The sequence below is a fragment of the Streptococcus sp. HMSC077D04 genome (assembly GCF_001808785.1).
Taxonomy (GTDB): Bacteria; Bacillota; Bacilli; order Lactobacillales; family Streptococcaceae; genus Streptococcus; species Streptococcus mitis_BX.
The window spans coordinates 343885-362905 of the sequence record NZ_KV794536.1 but is presented as its reverse complement, the minus strand read 5'-3'; the positions used below and the strand labels follow the sequence as shown (position 1 = coordinate 362905).

The 19021-nt window shown below is 36.8% G+C and carries 18 protein-coding genes; 15 read left to right on the top strand and 3 right to left on the bottom strand.

Going from position 1 to position 19021, the window contains the following annotated elements:
• Positions 1-46: 46 nt before the first annotated feature.
• Positions 47-1669, bottom strand: coding sequence for an ATP-binding cassette domain-containing protein (locus HMPREF2701_RS06675; protein WP_000958774.1), 1623 nt, complete (start codon positions 1667-1669; stop codon positions 47-49).
• A gap of 205 nt (positions 1670-1874) precedes the next feature.
• Between HMPREF2701_RS06675 and trpS the strand changes: the two genes are divergently transcribed.
• Positions 1875-2900 (top strand): tryptophan--tRNA ligase, encoded by a 1026-nt coding sequence (gene trpS / locus HMPREF2701_RS06670; RefSeq protein ID WP_049487630.1) that lies wholly within the window; start codon positions 1875-1877, stop codon positions 2898-2900.
• A 151-nt stretch (positions 2901-3051) separates the two neighbouring features.
• Entirely contained in the window at positions 3052-4530 is a 1479-nt protein-coding gene (gene guaB, locus HMPREF2701_RS06665) for an IMP dehydrogenase (RefSeq protein ID WP_033682529.1), read from the top strand.
• A gap of 49 nt (positions 4531-4579) precedes the next feature.
• On the opposite strand, the gene recF is transcribed toward guaB, so the two are convergent.
• A complete protein-coding gene (gene recF, locus HMPREF2701_RS06660) occupies positions 4580-5677 on the bottom strand; it encodes a DNA replication/repair protein RecF (RefSeq protein WP_061589685.1) in 1098 nt (365 codons plus the stop codon).
• A 2-nt stretch (positions 5678-5679) separates the two neighbouring features.
• Positions 5680-6048, bottom strand: a complete 369-nt coding sequence (gene yaaA / locus HMPREF2701_RS06655) for a S4 domain-containing protein YaaA (RefSeq protein ID WP_049487626.1) — start codon at positions 6046-6048, stop codon at positions 5680-5682.
• Positions 6049-6206: 158 nt separating this feature from the next.
• Here yaaA and yfmF point away from each other — a divergent pair, with 158 nt between their 5' ends.
• From yfmF to tsf, 13 genes are all read left to right on the top strand, one after another.
• A complete protein-coding gene (yfmF, locus tag HMPREF2701_RS06650) occupies positions 6207-7457 on the top strand; it encodes an EF-P 5-aminopentanol modification-associated protein YfmF (protein WP_070482521.1) in 1251 nt (416 codons plus the stop codon).
• Positions 7454-8737 (top strand): EF-P 5-aminopentanol modification-associated protein YfmH, encoded by a 1284-nt coding sequence (gene yfmH / locus HMPREF2701_RS06645; protein ID WP_061589684.1) that lies wholly within the window; start codon positions 7454-7456, stop codon positions 8735-8737. The genes yfmF and yfmH overlap by 4 nt, the downstream gene beginning before the upstream one ends.
• A gap of 41 nt (positions 8738-8778) precedes the next feature.
• A complete protein-coding gene (rodZ, locus tag HMPREF2701_RS06640; protein WP_061589683.1) occupies positions 8779-9606 on the top strand; it encodes a cytoskeleton protein RodZ in 828 nt (275 codons plus the stop codon).
• Between the two features lie 10 nt (positions 9607-9616).
• On the top strand, positions 9617-10162 hold the full coding sequence (pgsA, locus tag HMPREF2701_RS06635; RefSeq protein WP_061589682.1) for a CDP-diacylglycerol--glycerol-3-phosphate 3-phosphatidyltransferase: 546 nt from the start codon (positions 9617-9619) through the stop codon (positions 10160-10162).
• Positions 10159-10986, top strand: a complete 828-nt coding sequence (locus HMPREF2701_RS06630) for an energy-coupling factor ABC transporter ATP-binding protein (RefSeq protein ID WP_061589681.1) — start codon at positions 10159-10161, stop codon at positions 10984-10986. The genes pgsA and HMPREF2701_RS06630 overlap by 4 nt, the downstream gene beginning before the upstream one ends.
• Complete coding sequence (locus tag HMPREF2701_RS06625) at positions 10971-11810, top strand: energy-coupling factor transporter ATPase (protein ID WP_061589680.1); 840 nt, start codon at positions 10971-10973, stop codon at positions 11808-11810. The genes HMPREF2701_RS06630 and HMPREF2701_RS06625 overlap by 16 nt, the downstream gene beginning before the upstream one ends.
• On the top strand, positions 11803-12597 hold the full coding sequence (locus tag HMPREF2701_RS06620) for an energy-coupling factor transporter transmembrane component T family protein (protein WP_061589679.1): 795 nt from the start codon (positions 11803-11805) through the stop codon (positions 12595-12597). Before HMPREF2701_RS06625 ends, HMPREF2701_RS06620 begins: the two co-directional genes overlap by 8 nt.
• Before the next feature lie 58 nt (positions 12598-12655).
• Complete coding sequence (gene mreC, locus HMPREF2701_RS06615) at positions 12656-13474, top strand: rod shape-determining protein MreC (RefSeq protein ID WP_049509635.1); 819 nt, start codon at positions 12656-12658, stop codon at positions 13472-13474.
• Positions 13474-13968: a rod shape-determining protein MreD gene (gene mreD, locus HMPREF2701_RS06610; RefSeq protein WP_042751844.1), complete on the top strand. Its 495-nt coding sequence runs from the start codon at positions 13474-13476 to the stop codon at positions 13966-13968. Before mreC ends, mreD begins: the two co-directional genes overlap by 1 nt.
• Before the next feature lie 93 nt (positions 13969-14061).
• Positions 14062-15300 carry a peptidoglycan hydrolase PcsB gene (gene pcsB / locus HMPREF2701_RS06605; RefSeq protein ID WP_004269801.1) on the top strand — a complete coding sequence of 413 codons (1239 nt, stop codon included), beginning with the start codon at positions 14062-14064 and terminating at the stop codon, positions 15298-15300.
• A 206-nt stretch (positions 15301-15506) separates the two neighbouring features.
• The gene (locus tag HMPREF2701_RS06600) at positions 15507-16718 is read left to right on the top strand and encodes an aminoacyltransferase (RefSeq protein ID WP_061589696.1); all 1212 of its coding nucleotides are present in this window, start codon (positions 15507-15509) and stop codon (positions 16716-16718) included.
• Positions 16719-17074: 356 nt separating this feature from the next.
• On the top strand, positions 17075-17854 hold the full coding sequence (gene rpsB, locus HMPREF2701_RS06595; protein ID WP_007556349.1) for a 30S ribosomal protein S2: 780 nt from the start codon (positions 17075-17077) through the stop codon (positions 17852-17854).
• 77 nt (positions 17855-17931) lie between these two features.
• Positions 17932-18972 (top strand): translation elongation factor Ts, encoded by a 1041-nt coding sequence (tsf, locus tag HMPREF2701_RS06590; RefSeq protein WP_049491122.1) that lies wholly within the window; start codon positions 17932-17934, stop codon positions 18970-18972.
• Positions 18973-19021 lie beyond the last annotated feature (49 nt).

Genomic DNA, 19021 nt, shown 5'->3' with positions numbered 1-19021 from the left:
AATGTTAGAAAACTCAGCTGGTTAACCCAACTGAGTTTTGAAGATTTTAGTCTTTCCAAAGTTCTTTAACTTTTGCTTGTACTTCTGCATTTTCTAGGAATTCATCATAGGTTTCATCGATACGGTCAATGACGCCATTTTTAGACAAGACAATGATATGGTTAGCTAGAGTTTGAATAAACTCGTGGTCATGGCTGGCAAAGATGATTGATTCTTTAAAGTTTTTCAATCCATCATTCAAGCTTGAGATAGATTCCAAGTCCAAGTGATTGGTTGGATCATCAAGTACAAGGACATTTGATTTTAAGAGCATAAGTTTTGAAAGCATGACACGAACTTTTTCTCCCCCTGACAAGACATTTACAGGTTTGTTAACCTCATCTCCAGAGAAGAGCATACGGCCGAGGAAGCCACGTAGAAAAGTATTGTCATCTTCTTCTTTACTTGCGAATTGACGCAACCAGTCAAGGATTGACTCTCCCCCTGCAAAATCTGCCGAGTTATCTTTTGGCAAGTAAGAACGGCTAGTAGTTACTCCCCACTTGACAGTTCCTTCATAGTCAATGTCCCCCATGATTGCACGAATTAATGCAGTCGTTTGGATGTCATTTTGTCCAATAAGCGCTGTCTTATCACCTGGACGCAAGATAAAGCTGATATTATCTAAAATAGTCTCACCATCAATCTTTACAGTTAGATTTTCTACCGTCAAGAGATCATTACCGATCTCACGCTCTGCTTTAAAGTTGATAAATGGATATTTACGACTAGATGGTACAATCTCTTCTAGCTCAATCTTATCAAGCATTTTTTTACGTGAGGTTGCTTGTCTTGATTTAGAAGCATTGGCAGAGAAACGAGCTACGAATTCTTGCAATTGCTTAATTTTTTCTTCTGCTTTAGCATTACGGTCTGCTAGCAATTTAGCAGCGAGCTCAGAAGATTCCTTCCAGAAGTCGTAGTTCCCGACATAGAGTTTGATTTTTCCAAAGTCAAGATCGGCCATGTGAGTACATACTTTGTTTAAGAAGTGACGGTCGTGGGATACTACGATAACTGTGTTATCAAAGTCAATCAAGAAGTCTTCTAACCAAGTAATCGATTGGATATCCAAACCGTTGGTAGGCTCGTCCAAAAGAAGAACATCTGGTTTACCAAAAAGTGCTTTGGCGAGGAGAACCTTTACTTTTTCACCGTTGGCTAATTCGCTCATGTTTTGATAGTGCAATTCTTCTGGAATGTTTAGGTTTTGAAGTAGTTGAGAGGCTTCGCTTTCTGCTTCCCAGCCTCCAAGCTCAGCAAACTCTCCTTCGAGTTCGGCAGCACGCACTCCATCCTCATCTGAGAAATCTTCCTTCATGTAGATAGCATCTTTCTCTTTCATGATGCTATAAAGTTTTTCATTTCCCATGATAACCACATCAATGGCACGTTCGTCTTCATAGTCAAAGTGATTTTGACGAAGAACAGAGAGACGTTCATCTGGACCAAGAGAGATGTGACCAGTAGTAGGTTCGATATCACCCGCTAAAATTTTTAAGAATGTTGATTTTCCGGCACCATTAGCACCAATTAATCCATAAGTATTTCCTTCTGTAAATTTGATATTGACATCATCAAAAAGTTTGCGATCACTAAAACGTAGTGAAACATCAGATACTGTAAGCAATGTTTTTCTCCTATATGTGTAATATATTTATTCTACTAGAAAATACGGAAATATTCAAATTTTTATCTGTCAATTTTGTGTAAATTAAATTTACAGCATACTTTACACAAATCCGTAAATAGCAAGGCTGATTTATTTTGATAAATTACAGTTATTTCATTAAAAAAATGCTATAATTGAAGGGACTATATCGAAGGAGAATAAAATGACTAAACCCATTATTTTAACAGGAGACCGTCCAACAGGAAAATTGCATATTGGACATTATGTTGGAAGTCTCAAAAATCGAGTATTATTACAGGAAGAGGATAAGTATGATATGTTTGTGTTCTTGGCTGACCAACAAGCCTTGACAGATCATGCCAAAGATCCTCAAACCATTGTAGAGTCTATCGCAAATGTGGCTTTGGATTATCTTGCAGTTGGATTGGATCCGAGTAAATCAACTATATTTATTCAAAGTCAAATTCCAGAATTAGCTGAGTTGTCTATGTACTATATGAATCTAGTTTCATTAGCACGTTTGGAGCGCAATCCAACTGTCAAAACAGAGATTGCTCAGAAAGGATTTGGAGAAAGCATTCCGACAGGATTCTTGGTCTATCCAATAGCTCAAGCAGCTGACATCACAGCTTTCAAGGCTAATTATGTTCCTGTTGGGACAGATCAGAAACCAATGATTGAGCAAACTCGTGAAATTGTTCGTTCTTTTAACAATGCATATAACTGTGATGTCTTGGTAGAGCCGGAAGGTATTTATCCAGAAAATGAGAGAGCAGGGCGTTTGCCTGGTTTAGATGGAAATGCTAAAATGTCTAAATCACTCAATAATGGTATCTATTTAGCTGATGATGCGGATACTTTGCGTAAAAAAGTAATGAGTATGTATACAGATCCAGATCATATCCGCATTGAGGATCCAGGTAAAATTGAAGGAAATATGGTTTTCCATTATCTAGATGTTTTTGGTCGTCCAGAAGATGCTCAAGAAATTGCTGACATGAAAGAACATTATCAACGAGGTGGTCTTGGTGATGTGAAGACCAAGCGTTATCTACTTGAAATATTAGAACGTGAACTGGGTCCTATTCGTGAGCGCCGTATTGAATTTGCTAAGGATATGGGAGAAGTTTATAATATGCTTCAAAAAGGTAGTGAGAGAGCGCGTGAAGTTGCAGGTCAAACCCTATCTGAGGTTAAAGGAGCAATGGGACTTCATTACTTTAACTAAGTTTATTTTACAAGAAACTATCATTTCTATCTCAAAGAAAAGATAGTTTTTTATTTACCCCTGTAATATTTGACAAATTTTTATAGAATGGTATGATAGATACAATATAAAAAGAGTCAAGCTCAAAAAGAAAGAAAAGAGGAAACTTCGAATGTCTAATTGGGACACTAAATTTTTGAAAAAAGGTTTTACCTTTGATGATGTATTGCTTATTCCAGCTGAAAGTCATGTGTTGCCTAACGATGCAGATTTAACAACTAAATTGGCAGATAATTTGACTTTAAATATCCCAATTATTACCGCTGCCATGGACACAGTTACAGAGAGTCAAATGGCCATTGCTATTGCTCGTGCAGGTGGTCTCGGAGTTATCCATAAAAACATGTCAATTGCTCAACAAGCAGACGAGGTTCGCAAGGTAAAACGTTCTGAAAATGGAGTTATTATTGATCCGTTCTTCTTGACACCTGAACATACAATTGCTGAAGCAGATGAGCTTATGGGTCGTTACCGCATCAGTGGTGTTCCAGTTGTTGAAACACTTGAAAATCGTAAATTGGTTGGTATTTTGACAAACCGAGATCTTCGTTTTATTTCAGATTATAACCAACCAATTTCAAACCATATGACCAGTGAAAATCTTGTGACTGCTCCTGTGGGTACAGATCTTGTAACGGCTGAAAGCATTCTTCAAGAACACCGTATTGAAAAACTTCCGTTGGTAGATGAAGAAGGCCGTCTTTCTGGTTTGATTACCATCAAAGATATTGAAAAAGTTATTGAGTTTCCAAATGCGGCTAAAGATGAGTTTGGTCGTCTTCTAGTTGCAGGTGCAGTAGGTGTTACTTCAGATACATTTGAACGTGCAGAGGCTCTTTTTGAGGCAGGAGCGGATGCGATTGTTATTGATACTGCGCATGGTCATTCTGCAGGTGTCTTGCGTAAAATTGCTGAGATTCGTGCTCATTTCCCAGACCGTACTTTGATTGCTGGAAATATTGCTACTGCTGAAGGTGCACGTGCTCTTTATGAAGCAGGTGTAGACGTTGTCAAGGTTGGTATTGGACCAGGTTCTATCTGTACTACTCGTGTGATTGCAGGTGTTGGTGTTCCACAAGTAACAGCTATCTATGATGCTGCAGCTGTTGCGCGTGAATATGGTAAAACGATCATTGCTGACGGTGGAATCAAGTATTCTGGAGATATTGTAAAAGCTCTTGCGGCTGGTGGAAATGCTGTTATGCTTGGATCTATGTTTGCTGGAACTGATGAAGCTCCAGGAGAAACCGAAATCTTCCAAGGACGTAAATTCAAGACTTACCGTGGTATGGGTTCAATCGCTGCTATGAAGAAAGGCTCAAGCGATCGTTACTTCCAAGGTTCTGTCAATGAAGCAAACAAACTCGTTCCAGAAGGAATTGAAGGTCGTGTTGCTTATAAAGGAGCGGCAGCTGATATTGTCTTCCAAATGATTGGTGGTATTCGCTCTGGTATGGGTTACTGTGGTGCAGCTAACCTTAAAGAACTACACGATAACGCTCAATTTATTGAAATGTCTGGTGCTGGTTTGAAAGAAAGCCATCCTCATGATGTACAAATTACTAATGAGGCACCAAATTATTCTATGTAAAAACAATGAAAAGAACTCCAGTGAAAACAGGAGTTCTTTTACAATGCTGTCAATTTTTGTTTACAGAAACTTTACCACCCTGAATAGCGAAAATACTTAGATTTTCTGGTAGATTCTGAAGATGATCTAAGCTGGTTGTTGTAATAAAGGTTTGGATTGAATGAGAAATCGTTTCTAATAATTTTAGTTGTCTAGTGTTGTCAAGTTCGCTCATAACATCGTCAAGTAGTAATATTGGAGACTCTGTAGTAATACTTTCCATTAATTCGATTTCTGCTAATTTTATAGAAAGGACGAGACTACGATGTTGACCTTGACTTCCAAAGCTAGCATCCATCCCATTTATATAAAAAGAAATATCATCTCGATGAGGACCAACACCAGTATTCTTTTTAAATAAATCTCTGGACCTACTTTTTTCTAAAGCAATTTTGAAAGATTCTGATAAGTTTTCTTTGTCAGCTATCTTGACAGAAGATTGATAGGCTATTGACAACTCTTCAATCTGATTAGAGAGTTCAAAATGTTTCTTACGCCCAAATGATTCTAGTTTTTTTATGAAATCTAAGCGGTGATTCATCACACGACATCCATAATCGACTAGCTGATCATCTAGTACTGAAAGGAAGGTTTCATCTATTGTTTGAGCTGATTTTAGATAGGTATTTCTTTGTTTAAGGATGTGGTTATAATTAGTTAAATCAGATAAATAGATTGGCTTAATTTGCCCAAGCTCCATATCAATGAATTTTCGTCGAACCGAAGGTGCTCCTTTAATTAGTTGTAAATCTTCAGGAGCAAATAAGACAACATTCATGTGTCCGACATAATCTGAAAGGCGTGCCTGTTTTAAATGATTCACTTTTGTCACACGGCCTTTTTGTGTTAGTTCGATTTCGAGAGGAATGGATCCCGTTTGTTTTTGAACAAGACCTGAAAGATGAAGTTGTTCCTCGTCAAAATGAATGAGATTTTTATCTGTTCGAGTCCGATGACTACGTGTTAAGGCTAAAAAATAGATAGCCTCTAACATATTTGTTTTACCTTGCGCATTGCGTCCTAAAAAGACATTCAATTTAGGGTTAAAGTCTATTTTCGTCTCTTTATAGTTACGAAAAGTCTTGAGAGATAGGTGTTGTAGCCACATGATTATCTACCAGGAAATCGCGGAGCTTGTTTGCTTTTGGGTGATGAAGTAGGTTTTGATTTATCTTTTTTTACCCCCTTATTCATCTCCTTAACAAGTTTAGCGATTCGTTCTTTTTCAACTTTATCAGCCTGATACTCCTCTTGCTCCTCAGAAGTAGGTTGTGTCAACAAGATGTCAATATTCATGTCAGGGATGTCAACTTTATCGCCAATACGAAGTTTTTTACCACGACGACTTTCTAATTCCCCATTAAAGTAAACAGAATGTTCAGAGAGAAATGATTTGATAGCTCCTCCGCTATGTGTAATTCCAAGTTCTTTGAGTAGTGCTTGGAGGGTAATAAATTCTTCAAATAATTTGTATTCCATAATTCACCTCAATCTTTGGTATTATACCATATTTTCCTAAAAATAGTGAGAGAAACAAGGAATAATGTAAGCGATTTTTATTTCAAAAGTGTTACAGAGAACAAGAAAATTTCAGTTTTTCGTGATATAATAGAAGTCTGTATATAAGGAGGTAAATCATGGAGTTAGTGCATGGAATTTCAACACATTTTATCCAATCAAAAAAGTTTAAAACGAACAAAATCGCCGTGCGTTTTACCGCTCCATTATCCCTCGATACGATTGCAGGTCGCATGTTGAGTGCGAGTATGCTAGAGACTGCTAATCAGATGTATCCCACTTCTCAAGATTTGAGAAGACATTTGGCCAGTCTATACGGTACAGATATGTCAACCAATTGTTTCAGAAGAGGGCAAAGTCATATTGTAGAATTGACATTTACCTATGTTCGTGATGAGTTTTTAAGTAGGAAAAATGTGCTAACTTCTCAGGTTTTGGAACTAGTAAAAGAGACTCTTTTCTCACCCATAGTAGTTGATAATGGGTTTGATCCGGCCTTATTTGAAATTGAGAAAAAACAATTGCTAGCAAGTTTAGCAGCTGATATGGATGATTCTTTTTATTTCGCACATAAAGAATTAGATAAATTGTTTTTTTATGATGAACGTCTCAAATTGGAATATAGTGATTTACGAAATCGTATTTTAGCTGAAACTCCACAAAGTTCTTATTCTTGTTTCCAAGAATTTTTGGCCAATGATCGAATAGATTTCTTTTTCCTAGGTGATTTTAATGAGGTTGAAATTCAAAATGTATTAGAATCATTTAACTTTAAAGGTCGAAAAGGAGATGTGAAGGTTCAGTATTGTCAACCTTATTCCAATATCCTTCAGGAAGGTATGGCTCGGAAAAATGTGGGACAATCCATTTTGGAATTAGGCTATCATTGCCCTTCTGAATATGGTGATGAGCAACATTTACCCATGATTGTAATGAATGGTTTACTTGGTGGATTTGCTCACTCTAAACTATTTACAAATGTCCGTGAAAATGCTGGATTGGCTTATACTATTTCAAGTCAGCTTGATTTATTTAGTGGATTCTTGAGGATGTATGCTGGCATTGATCGAGAAAATCGGAATCAGGCTCGAAAAATGATGAATAATCAACTGCTTGATTTAAAAAAAGGTTATTTTACAGAGCTTGAGCTAGAGCAGACCAAGGAAATGATTCGTCGGTCTTTGTTGCTTTCTCAAGATAATCAATCTTCATTGATTGAACGTGCTTATCAAAATGCCTTACTTGGAAAATCTTCAGCAGAATTTAAAGGTTGGATTGCAAAACTTGAGCAAGTTGACAAAGATGCTATTTGTAGAGCAGCTAGTAATGTGAAATTACAAGCAATTTACTTTATGGAAGGAATAGAATGACAAAGGTTGTTTTTGAAGAAAAGTACTATCCAGCTGTAAAAGAAATGGTTTATCGAACTCGTTTGTCCAACGGATTGACAGTTGCTCTTTTGCCTAAAAAGGAATTTAAAGAGGTTTACGGGAGTGTAACTGTACAGTTTGGTTCGGTAGATACGCTTGTAACAGAAGTTGACGGATATGTAAAAGAATATCCTGCGGGAATTGCTCATTTTCTTGAACATAAATTATTTGAGAGAGAAGATGCTAGCGATTTGATGTCGGCTTTTACGAGTCTAGGTGCAGATAGTAATGCCTTTACAAGCTTTACAAAAACAAACTATCTCTTTTCAGCAACGGATCATTTTTTAGAAAATTTGGACTTACTTGATGAATTGGTAACATCAGCACAATTTACTGAAGATTCTATTTTAAGGGAGCAGGATATTATACAGCAAGAACGAGAAATGTATCAAGATGATCCAGATTCGTGTTTATTCTTTTCAACTTTAGCGAATTTGTATCCTGGTACACCTTTAGCAACTGATATAGTTGGAAGTGAGGAGTCAATTTCCCAAATCAATCTAACTAATTTGCAAGAAAATTTTACAAGATTTTACAAACCTGTAAACATGTCTCTGTTTTTCGTTGGTAATTTTGATGTGGAACGAGTACAGGACTATTTTGAAAGCAAAGAACTGAAAGATTTAGATGTTCAGGAAGTAGTAAGAGAAAAGCTTGTTTTACAAGATGTAAAGCAAACAGACAGTATGAGAATGGAAGTGTCTTCTCCCAAACTAGCGATTGGTATTAGAGGTAAGCAAGAAGTTGCTGAAGCGGATTGCTATCGATATCATATTTTATTAAAATTATTGTTTGCAATGATGTTTGGTTGGACTTCGGATCGTTTTCAGAAATTATATGAATCAGGTAAAATTGATGCGTCCTTATCTCTGGAAGTTGAAGTAACAAGTCGTTTTCATTTTGTTATGTTGACAATGGATACAAAAGAGCCAGTTGCTTTATCTCATCAGTTTAAAAAGGCTATTCGTAATTTCACAAAGGATATAGATATTACAGAGGATCATTTAGACATTATCAAAAGAGAGATGTTTGGAGAATTTTTCAGTAGCATGAACTCTCTTGAATTTATTGCAACGCAATATGATGCTTTTGAAAATGGTGAGACAATTTTTGATTTGCCGAAAATTTTACAGGAAATTACTTTGGAGGATGTCCTTGATGCTGGACATCATTTAATAGATGATGGTGATATAGTTGATTTTACAATATTCCCATCGTAGTAACCTATCATAATCGATACTAGAAAGAAGGAATGACAAGTATGAGGAAAAAAACAATTGGTGAGGTTTTACGTTTAGCTAGAACCAACCAAGGGTTGACTTTAGAAGAATTACACAAAAAAACAGAAATTCAGTTGGATATGTTGGAAGCGATGGAAGCTGATGATTTTGATCAACTTCCTAGTCCATTTTATACTCGTTCTTTTTTGAGAAAGTATGCGTGGGCAGTTGAGCTAGATGAGCGAATTGTCTTGGATGCTTATGATTCTGGGAGCATGATTACTTATGAGGAAGTAGATGTTGATGAAGTGGAGTTGACAGGTAGGAGACGTTCAAGTAAGAAAAATAAGACATCATTTTTACCTTTATTTTATTTTATACTCTTTGCACTATCGATTGTCATTTTTGTGACTTATTATGTTTGGAATTATATTCAGACTCAACCGGAGCGTTCATCTGCGTCTAGTTATAGTGTAGTCCAAGCAACAAGCTCGACTAGTTCTGCAACTCCATCTTCAAGTAGTGGTTCATCAAGTAGCTCTTCGAATATTGAACCAGTTATAAGTGTATCAGGTGAAGGAAATTATGTAGAAATCGCTTATAAAACAAGTAAGGAAACCGCAAAATTGCAATTATCGGTTTCAGATGCTAGAAGTTGGGTTAGTGTTTCAGAAAGTGAGCTTGAGGGTGGTGTGACCTTATCACCGGATAATAAAAGTGCAGAAACAACAGTTTCAACAAAAAATCCTGTGACCATTACTTTAGGTGTTGTCAAAGGTGTTGCTTTAACAGTAGATGATCAGACTGTTGATTTATCGAAATTAACAGCTCAAACTGGACAAATCACTGTAACCTTTACTAGAAATTAAGGAAAAAAGAATGAAAAAAGAACAAATTCCCAATCTCTTAACAATAGGTCGAATTCTCTTTATACCTATTTTTATCTTTATTTTAACGATAGGAAATTCGCTAGAAAGTCATATAGTAGCAGCTATTATATTTGCTATTGCCAGTATTACCGACTATTTAGATGGATATTTAGCTCGTAAATGGAGTGTGGTTAGCAACTTTGGGAAGTTTGCGGATCCAATGGCGGATAAGTTACTAGTAATGTCGGCTTTTATTATGCTGATTGAGTTAGGTATGGCTCCAGCTTGGATTGTAGCAGTGATTATTTGTCGTGAGTTGGCTGTGACAGGTTTAAGGCTTTTATTGGTTGAAACTGGTGGAACAGTTTTAGCAGCAGCAATGCCTGGAAAAATTAAAACTTTTAGTCAGATGTTTGCGATTATTTTCTTGCTATTACATTGGACTTTGCTTGGTCAAGTTCTACTTTATGTAGCCTTGTTTTTCACTATCTACTCTGGCTATGATTATTTCAAGGGTAGTGCCTATGTATTTAAAGGGACATTTGGTTCGAAATGAAATCAATAATTGATGTAAAAAATCTTTCTTTTCGCTATAAGGAAAGTCAGGAATACTATGATGTGAAGGATATTACGTTTCACGTGAAACGTGGAGAATGGCTTTCGATTGTAGGGCATAATGGTAGTGGTAAATCAACGACGGTTCGCTTAATTGATGGTTTACTGGAAGCAGAATCTGGAGAGATTGTAATTGATGGTCAACGATTGACTGAGGAAAATGTTTGGAATATACGTCGTCAAATCGGTATGGTTTTTCAAAATCCAGACAATCAATTTGTTGGAGCGACTGTTGAGGATGATGTTGCCTTTGGTTTGGAAAATCAGGGACTTTCTCGTCAAGAAATGAAAAAGAGAGTGGAAGAAGCTCTGGATTTGGTTGGCATGTTGGACTTTAAAAAGAGAGAGCCAGCGCGTCTATCAGGTGGCCAAAAGCAACGTGTGGCTATTGCAGGTGTTGTAGCCCTAAGACCAGCTATTTTAATCCTAGATGAGGCAACGAGTATGTTGGATCCTGAGGGGCGTAGAGAACTGATTGAGACAGTAAAAGAAATTCGAAAAGACTATGATATGACGGTCATTTCCATTACACATGATTTGGAAGAAGTCGCCATGAGTGACCGTGTATTGGTCCTGAAAAAAGGGGAAATTGAATCAACTAGTAGCCCAAGAGAACTTTTCTCTCGAAATGATTTAGATCAAATTGGATTAGACGATCCTTTTTCCAATCAATTAAAACATTCTTTGAGCCAGAATGGCTATGATTTGCCTGAAAATTATTTGACAGAAAGTGAGCTAGAGGATAAACTATGGGAATTGCTCTAGAAAATGTGAGTTTTACGTATCAAGAAGGGACTCCCTTAGCTTCAACAGCTTTGTCGGATGTTTCCTTGACGATTGAAGATGGTTCTTATACGGCTTTAATTGGGCATACAGGTAGTGGTAAATCAACTATTTTACAACTTTTAAATGGTTTATTGGTGCCAAGTCAAGGAAGTGTACGAGTTTTTGATACCTTAATCACCTCGACTTCTAAAAACAAAGATATTCGTCAAATTAGAAAACAGGTTGGCTTGGTATTTCAGTTTGCTGAAAATCAAATCTTTGAAGAAACGGTTTTGAAAGATGTTGCTTTTGGACCGCAAAATTTTGGAGTTTCTGAAGAAGATGCGGAGCAGATTGCGCGTGAGAAACTGGCTCTGGTTGGAATTGATGAATCACTTTATAATCGTAGTCCGTTTGAGCTGTCAGGTGGCCAAATGAGGCGTGTCGCCATTGCAGGCATACTTGCCATGGAACCAGCCATATTAGTCTTAGATGAGCCCACAGCAGGCCTAGATCCCCTGGGAAGAAAAGAGCTGATGAATTTGTTCAAAAAACTCCACCAGTCAGGGATGACCATTGTCTTGGTAACGCATTTGATGGATGATGTTGCTGAATATGCAAATCAAGTCTATGTGATGGAAAAGGGACGTTTAGTTAAGGGTGGTAAACCAAGTGATGTCTTTCAAGATGTTGTCTTTATGGAAGAAGTGCAGTTGGGAGTACCTAAAATTACGGCCTTTTGTAAACGATTGGCTGATAGAGGCGTGTCATTTAAACGATTACCGATTAAGATAGAGGAGTTCAAGGAGTCGCTAAATGGATAGTATGATTTTGGGGCGTTATATTCCAGGGGATTCGATTGTTCACCGATTGGATCCACGTAGCAAATTGCTTGCTATGATGTTACTGATTTTAATCGTTTTTTGGGCTAATAATCCCTTGACGAATCTAATTCTTTTTATAGCGACAGGGATATTTATTGCCTTGTCAGGAGTATCTCTTTCATTTTTTATTCAGGGCTTGAAGTCTATGTTTTTCTTGATTGCCTTCACAACTATTTTTCAACTGTTTTTCATTTCTAATGGGAATGTTTTATTTGAGTTTTCATTTGTGAGAATCACAGATTATGCTTTGCAACAAGCTGGAATTATTTTTTGTCGCTTTGTATTGATTATTTTCTTTTCAACTTTGTTAACTTTAACTACCATGCCTTTAAGTTTGGCATCAGCTGTTGAAGCTTTATTAGCACCTTTAAAGCGTGTGAAAGTTCCAGTTCATGAAATTGGCTTAATGCTATCTATGAGTTTGCGTTTTGTTCCGACCTTAATGGATGATACGACGCGGATTATGAATGCACAGAAAGCGCGTGGAGTGGATTTTGGTGAAGGAAGCATTGTTCAAAAGGTGAAGGCTATGATTCCCATTTTGATTCCTCTTTTTGCGACAAGTTTAAAACGTGCAGATTCCTTGGCTATTGCCATGGAAGCGCGCGGTTATCAGGGGGGAAAAGGCAGAAGTCAATACCGACAACTGAAATGGACTCGAAAGGATACACTTACTATTCTTGTTATTCTCGGACTTGGTTGTTGCTTATTTTTCTTAAAATCTTAGTAGCTTTCAGGAATTCATAAAAAATTACTGTAACAGTTTTTGATATAAAGGTAGGGATATGAACCGTTTTAAAAAATCAAAATATGTCATTATTGTTTTTGTCATTGTTCTGCTTGTGTCAGCTCTCTTAGCGACGACTTATTCAAGTACAATTGTGACAAAATTAGGAGATGGAATCTCATTGGTTGATAGAGTTGTACAAAAACCTTTTCAGTGGTTTGATTCTGTCAAATCAGATTTGGCTCATTTGACACGAACATATAATGAAAATGAAAGTTTGAAGAAACAGATTTATCAATTAGAAGTTAAATCAAATGAGGCGGAAAGTTTAAAGACCGAAAATGAACAACTGCGCCAATTGCTTGATATGAAGTCCAAGTTGCAAGCCACAAAGACTTTGGCAGCAGATGTTATTATGCGTTCTCCGGTATCTTGGAAGCAGGAATTGACCCTGGATGCAGGCAAATCAAAAGGGGCTTCTGAGAATATGTTAGCCATTGCAAATGGTGGTTTGATTGGGAGTGTTTCAAAAGTGGAGGACAACTCTACTATGGTCAACCTTCTGACAAATACGGAAAATGCTGATAAGATTTCTGTTAAAATTCAACATGGTTCTACTACAATTTATGGGATTATTGTTGGCTATGACAAGGAAAATGAAGTTCTCAAAATTAGTCAATTAAATAGTAGTGGCGATATTAGTGCAGGAGATAAGGTGACCACTGGTGGATTAGGAAACTTTAATGTTGCTGATATTCCTGTTGGTGAAGTGGTTGCTACAACGCATAGTACGGACTATTTGACACGAGAAGTAACTGTTAAATTGAGTGCAGATACTCATAATGTGAGTGTGATAGAATTAGTGGGGAATTCATAATGAGACAGCTGAAGCGGGTTGGAGTGTTTTTATTGCTTCCTTTCTTTGTTCTAATTGATGCCCATATTAGCCAGCTTTTGGGCTCATTATTTCCCCACGTGCAGTTAGCTAGTCATTTTCTATTTTTGTTTCTCTTATTTGAGACGATTGAAGTATCAGAGTATCTCTATTTAGCCTATTGTTTTGTAGTGGGTTTGGTTTATGACATTTACTTTTTCCACTTGATAGGGATTGCGACTCTGTTATTTGTCCTGTTGGGGGCATTTCTCCATAAATTTAATAGTGTTATTTTATTGAATCGTTGGACGAGAATGCTGGCAATTATTGTCATGACTTTTCTATTTGAGATGGGAGCTTATATACTTGCAATAGTGGTAGGTTTAACTGTGGATAGTATGTCTTTGTTTATAGTCTATAGTTTAGTACCATCAATGATTTTGAACCTTATATGGATGATTACTTTTCAGTTTATTTTTGAAAAATTTTACCTATAAGAAAGAAATAAAAATGTAACAAAGGCGTAATATTCATTAGGCCTTTTTTTGGTATACTAGTAATGTCTTTAAAAGAAGGAGTATCTACGAAATATGAAGAAAAAAATCTTAGCGTCACTTTTACTAAGTACAGTAATGGTTTCTCAAGCAGCTGTTTTAACAACTGCGCATGCAGAAACTACTGATGACAAAATTGCTGCTCAAGATAATAAAATTAGCAACTTAACAGCACAACAACAAGAAGCCCAAAAACAAGTTGATCAAGTTCAGGAGCAAGTATCTGCTATTCAAACAGAGCAATCAAACTTGCAATCTGAAAATGATAGACTACAAGAAGAATCTAAAAAGCTTGAGGGTGAAATTACAGAACTTTCTAAGAATATTGTATCTCGCAATGATTCATTACAAAAACAAGCTCGTAGTGCTCAAACAAATGGAGCTGCAACAAATTACATTAATACAATTGTAAACTCAAAATCAATTACAGAAGCTATTTCACGTGTTGCTGCAATGAGTGAAATCGTATCTGCAAACAACAAAATGTTGGAACAACAAAAAGCAGATAAAAAAGCTATTTCTGAAAAACAAGTAGCAAATAATGATGCAATTAATACAGTTATTGCAAATCAGCAAAAACTAGCTGATGATGCTCAATCATTAACTACAAAACAAGCTGAGTTGAAAGCTGCAGAATTGAATCTTGCTGCTGAAAAGGCTACTGCAGAGGATGAAAAAGCAAGTTTACTTGAGAAAAAAGCTGCAGCAGAAGCAGAAGCTAAAGCAGCTGCAGAAGCAGAAGCAGCTTATAAAGCTAAACAAGCAAGTCAACAACAAAAAGTCGTTGCTTCTGGGAATACAACTTTTACAGCAGAAGTTCAAGCAGTATCAACTACTTCTTCGTCATCTAGTTCGTCTGAATCATCTTCAAGTAGTGCTTCAGCGGAATCAACAAGCTATACTCCTGCACCAGTGAAACAACATCCGACATACAGTACAAATGCATCAAGCTATCCTGTAGGTCAATGTACATGGGGAGTAAAAACTTTAGCACCATGGGCTGGTGATTACTGGGGTAATGGCGGTCAATGGGCTGCAAGTGCAGCAGCTGCAGGTTTCCGTACAGGTTCTACACCACAAGTTGGCGCGATTGCATGTTGGGATGATGGAGGATACGGTCACGTAGCAGTTGTTACAGCAGTTGAATCATCAACTCGTATTCAAGTTTCTGAGTGTAACTATGATGGAAGTGGAACTCAACCAATCGGAAATTATCGTGGATGGTTTAATCCGACAGCATCAAGAGGTACTGTAAGATACATTTATCCAAACTAATATACTGATTATTACTATACAAAGGGTGAGATCTTATTAATCTCACCCTTTGTATAGTGCTGGAAAAATTAATTTCATTATATAATTACTTGAACTTATTTTCTATTTTTATAATTATTTAATTAAAGTAAAATGAAATGTAGAGATTTAGTACGAGTGTAGCATGTTAATAAAAAATGGTTTCTAAGGGAGTCGGTGTTGAAGTTATGTTTAGGTATAAAATAAATGTTGATGCTAAAGAGTGGGATTTATTTTTAGAAAATCATCCTCAAGGAAATTTATTACAGAGTAGTGATTGGTCCAAGATAAAGGATACTTGGGGGAACGAGAGAGTTGGCTTTTATAAAGATAATCAATTAGTTGGAGTAGCAAATATCTTAATTCAGCCGCTACCATTAGGACTTTCTATGTTTTATATTCCACGAGGTCCAGTAATTGACTATGAAGATAAAGAACTTCTGAAATTTGTTCTTTTAACGTTGAAAAAACTTGCTAAAAAAAGCCATGCAATAATGGTTAAATTTGACCCAAGTTTATTTATCAGTAGAGGTCTTATTGACCAAGAAACTGTCCAAAATTCTATGGCTTTAGCAATTGTCGAAGAACTGAAAAAAAATAAAGTTTATTGGACAGGCTTAACAAAGGATATGGCAGAAAATATACAACCACGTTTTCAAGCTAATATTCATAAAGAAAATTTCTCACTGGATCAACTTTCTAAGTCTACTAGACAGGCCATCCGAACTGCAAGAAATAAAGGATTAGAAGTAAAATTTGGTGGACTTGATTTATTAGATGAATTTTCATTTTTAATGAAGAAAACAGAGTCTCGCAAGAATATCAGTTTACGAGGCAAAGATTATTATCAGAAGTTACTGGATACTTATCCTGATCACTCCTTTATCACACTGAGCTATTTAGATCTACCTAATAGACTGAAAGAAGTTGAGCAACAATTCGAAAAGAATCTAAAAACAGCGCAGAAGTTTACAGATAAAACGAAAGAAGGTAAAATAAAAGAGAATCAGCAAGAGAGAAAACGATTAGAGGAAGAAATTTCTTTTCTTAAGAGTCATATTGAAAGAGGGGACAGTGTTGTCCCATTGTCTGGTACTTTAACTATCGAATTTGGGAAAACTTCTGAGAACTTATATGCTGGAATGAATGAAGAATTTAAACACTATCAACCTGCTATTCCTACATGGTTTGAGACAGCTCAACATTCTTTTGAACGAGGGGCTGAGACTCATAATATGGGTGGAATTGAAAACAATTTAGAGGGTGGGTTAATTAACTTTAAATCCAAGTTTAATCCTACTATCGAGGAATTTGCTGGTGAGTTTAATTATCCAACTAGTTCATTATATTTTTTGTTTAATCTAGCTTATAAAATTCGTAAGAAACTTCGAAGTAGATAAAATAAACTAATGATTTTGCCACTATATTAAATTTTAAAAAATTTAGCTATTAGAGCATCCCAGCAGTATATGTTGGGATGCTTTAAATTTAGAGTTTTTATTAGTAATTTAATGCTAAATTCCCAAACTAATTTCCACTTTGGACTTCCAAGTGGAAGTTACTTTGAGAAGTTGGCAGAAATTATCTACTTTAAAAATCTACTAAAATAGCTTGAAAATATTGAAAAAGTATGGTAGAATGAAACTTGTCGTGTGAACGATAATACTCATTCTTGATGAATTGTGAAACAGTTGCCCTTGGGTCGTTTTGCGAGTTGAAGTCAAGAAGAGGAAAAAAACAAAAAGGAGAAATACTCATGGCAGTAATTTCAATGAAACAACTTCTTGAGGCTGGTGTACACTTTGGTCACCAAACTCGTCGCTGGAACCCTAAGATGGCTAAGTACATCTTTACAGAGCGTAACGGAATCCACGTTATCGACTTGCAACAAACTGTAAAATACGCTGACCAAGCATATGACTTCATGCGTGATGCAGCAGCTAACGATGCAGTTGTATTGTTTGTTGGTACTAAGAAACAAGCAGCTGATGCAGTTGCTGAAGAAGCAGTACGTTCAGGTCAATACTTCATCAACCACCGTTGGTTGGGTGGAACTCTTACAAACTGGGGAACAATCCAAAAACGTATCGCTCGTTTGAAAGAAATCAAACGTATGGAAGAAGATGGAACTTTTGAAGTTCTTCCTAAGAAAGAAGTTGCACTTCTTAACAAACAACGTGCACGTCTTGAAAAATTCTTGGGTGGTATCGAAGATATGCCTCGTATCCCAGATGTGATGTACGTAGTTGACCCACATAAAGAGCAAATCGCTGTTAAAGAAGCTAAAAAATTGGGAATCCCAGTTGTAGCGATGGTTGACACAAATACTGATCCAGATGATATCGATGTAATCATCCCAGCTAACGATGACGCTATCCGCGCTGTTAAATTGATTACAGCTAAATTGGCTGACGCTATCATCGAAGGACGTCAAGGTGAAGATGCAGTAGCAGTTGAAGCAGAGTTTGCAGCTTCAGAAGCTCAAGCAGATTCAATCGAAGAAATCGTTGAAGTTGTAGAAGGCGACAACGCTTAATTTATATAAATAGTATTACCTAGGAGGGCGGGGCTTAGCCCGGCTCTCCTATTTTTAAAAAATATAGGAGAATCAAAATGGCAGAAATTACAGCTAAACTTGTAAAAGAGTTGCGTGAAAAATCTGGTGCCGGTGTTATGGACGCTAAAAAAGCGCTTGTAGAAACAGACGGTGACATCGAAAAAGCGATTGAATTGCTTCGTGAAAAAGGTATGGCTAAGGCAGCTAAGAAAGCTGACCGTGTTGCTGCAGAAGGTTTGACTGGTGTTTATGTTAACGGTAATGTTGCAGCAGTTATTGAAGTAAACGCTGAAACTGACTTCGTTGCGAAAAACGCTCAATTCGTTGAATTGGTAAATACTACAGCTAAAGTTATTGCTGAAGGAAAGCCTGCTAATAATGAAGAAGCACTTGCTTTGACAATGCCTTCAGGTGAAACTCTTGAAGCTGCATACGTATCTGCAACAGCAACTATCGGAGAAAAAATCTCATTCCGTCGCTTTGCATTGATTGAAAAAACAGATGCACAACACTTTGGTGCTTACCAACATAATGGTGGACGTATCGGTGTTATTTCAGTTGTTGAAGGTGGAGACGAAGCACTTGCTAAACAATTGTCAATGCACATCGCAGCGATGAAACCAACAGTTCTTTCTTATAAAGAATTGGATGAGCAATTCGTTAAGGATGAGTTGGCACAATTGAACCACGTTATCGACCAAGACAACGAAAGTCGTGCAATGGTTAACAAACCAGCTCTTCCACACTTGAAGTATGGATCAAAAGCTCAATTGACTGATGAAGTGATTGCTCAAGCTGAAGCTGATATCAAAGCTGAGTTGGCTGAAGAAGGCAAACCAGAAAAAATCTGGGACAAAATCATCCCAGGTAAAATGGACCGCTTCATGCTTGACAACACTAAAGTTGACCAAGCTTACACACTTCTTGCACAAGTATACATCATGGATGACAGCAAGACAGTTGAAGCATATCTTGAATCAGTTAACGCTTCAGTAGTTGAGTTCGCTCGCTTTGAAGTTGGTGAAGGTATCGAAAAAGCTGCAAACGACTTCGAAGCTGAAGTTGCAGCTACAATGGCAGCAGCCTTGAATAACTAATAATAAAAAGGAAGGAAGCTAAATTGCTTCCTTTTTTCTATGCAGTTAA

Bases quoted from the DNA above. Each gene is read 5' to 3' on its own strand.
- pgsA (WP_061589682.1), top strand. From the start codon at position 9,617: ATGAAAAAAGAACAAATTCCCAATCTCTTAACAATAGGTCGAATTCTC.
- yfmH (WP_061589684.1), top strand. From the start codon at position 7,454: ATGACAAAGGTTGTTTTTGAAGAAAAGTACTATCCAGCTGTAAAAGAA.
- rpsB (WP_007556349.1), top strand. From the start codon at position 17,075: ATGGCAGTAATTTCAATGAAACAACTTCTTGAGGCTGGTGTACACTTT.
- yaaA (WP_049487626.1), bottom strand. From the start codon at position 6,048: ATGGAATACAAATTATTTGAAGAATTTATTACCCTCCAAGCACTACTC.
- HMPREF2701_RS06630 (WP_061589681.1), top strand. From the start codon at position 10,159: ATGAAATCAATAATTGATGTAAAAAATCTTTCTTTTCGCTATAAGGAA.
- recF (WP_061589685.1), bottom strand. From the start codon at position 5,677: ATGTGGCTACAACACCTATCTCTCAAGACTTTTCGTAACTATAAAGAG.
- tsf (WP_049491122.1), top strand. From the start codon at position 17,932: ATGGCAGAAATTACAGCTAAACTTGTAAAAGAGTTGCGTGAAAAATCT.
- rodZ (WP_061589683.1), top strand. From the start codon at position 8,779: ATGAGGAAAAAAACAATTGGTGAGGTTTTACGTTTAGCTAGAACCAAC.
- HMPREF2701_RS06625 (WP_061589680.1), top strand. From the start codon at position 10,971: ATGGGAATTGCTCTAGAAAATGTGAGTTTTACGTATCAAGAAGGGACT.
- mreD (WP_042751844.1), top strand. From the start codon at position 13,474: ATGAGACAGCTGAAGCGGGTTGGAGTGTTTTTATTGCTTCCTTTCTTT.
- mreC (WP_049509635.1), top strand. From the start codon at position 12,656: ATGAACCGTTTTAAAAAATCAAAATATGTCATTATTGTTTTTGTCATT.
- pcsB (WP_004269801.1), top strand. From the start codon at position 14,062: ATGAAGAAAAAAATCTTAGCGTCACTTTTACTAAGTACAGTAATGGTT.
- guaB (WP_033682529.1), top strand. From the start codon at position 3,052: ATGTCTAATTGGGACACTAAATTTTTGAAAAAAGGTTTTACCTTTGAT.
- HMPREF2701_RS06600 (WP_061589696.1), top strand. From the start codon at position 15,507: ATGTTTAGGTATAAAATAAATGTTGATGCTAAAGAGTGGGATTTATTT.
- trpS (WP_049487630.1), top strand. From the start codon at position 1,875: ATGACTAAACCCATTATTTTAACAGGAGACCGTCCAACAGGAAAATTG.
- HMPREF2701_RS06620 (WP_061589679.1), top strand. From the start codon at position 11,803: ATGGATAGTATGATTTTGGGGCGTTATATTCCAGGGGATTCGATTGTT.
- yfmF (WP_070482521.1), top strand. From the start codon at position 6,207: ATGGAGTTAGTGCATGGAATTTCAACACATTTTATCCAATCAAAAAAG.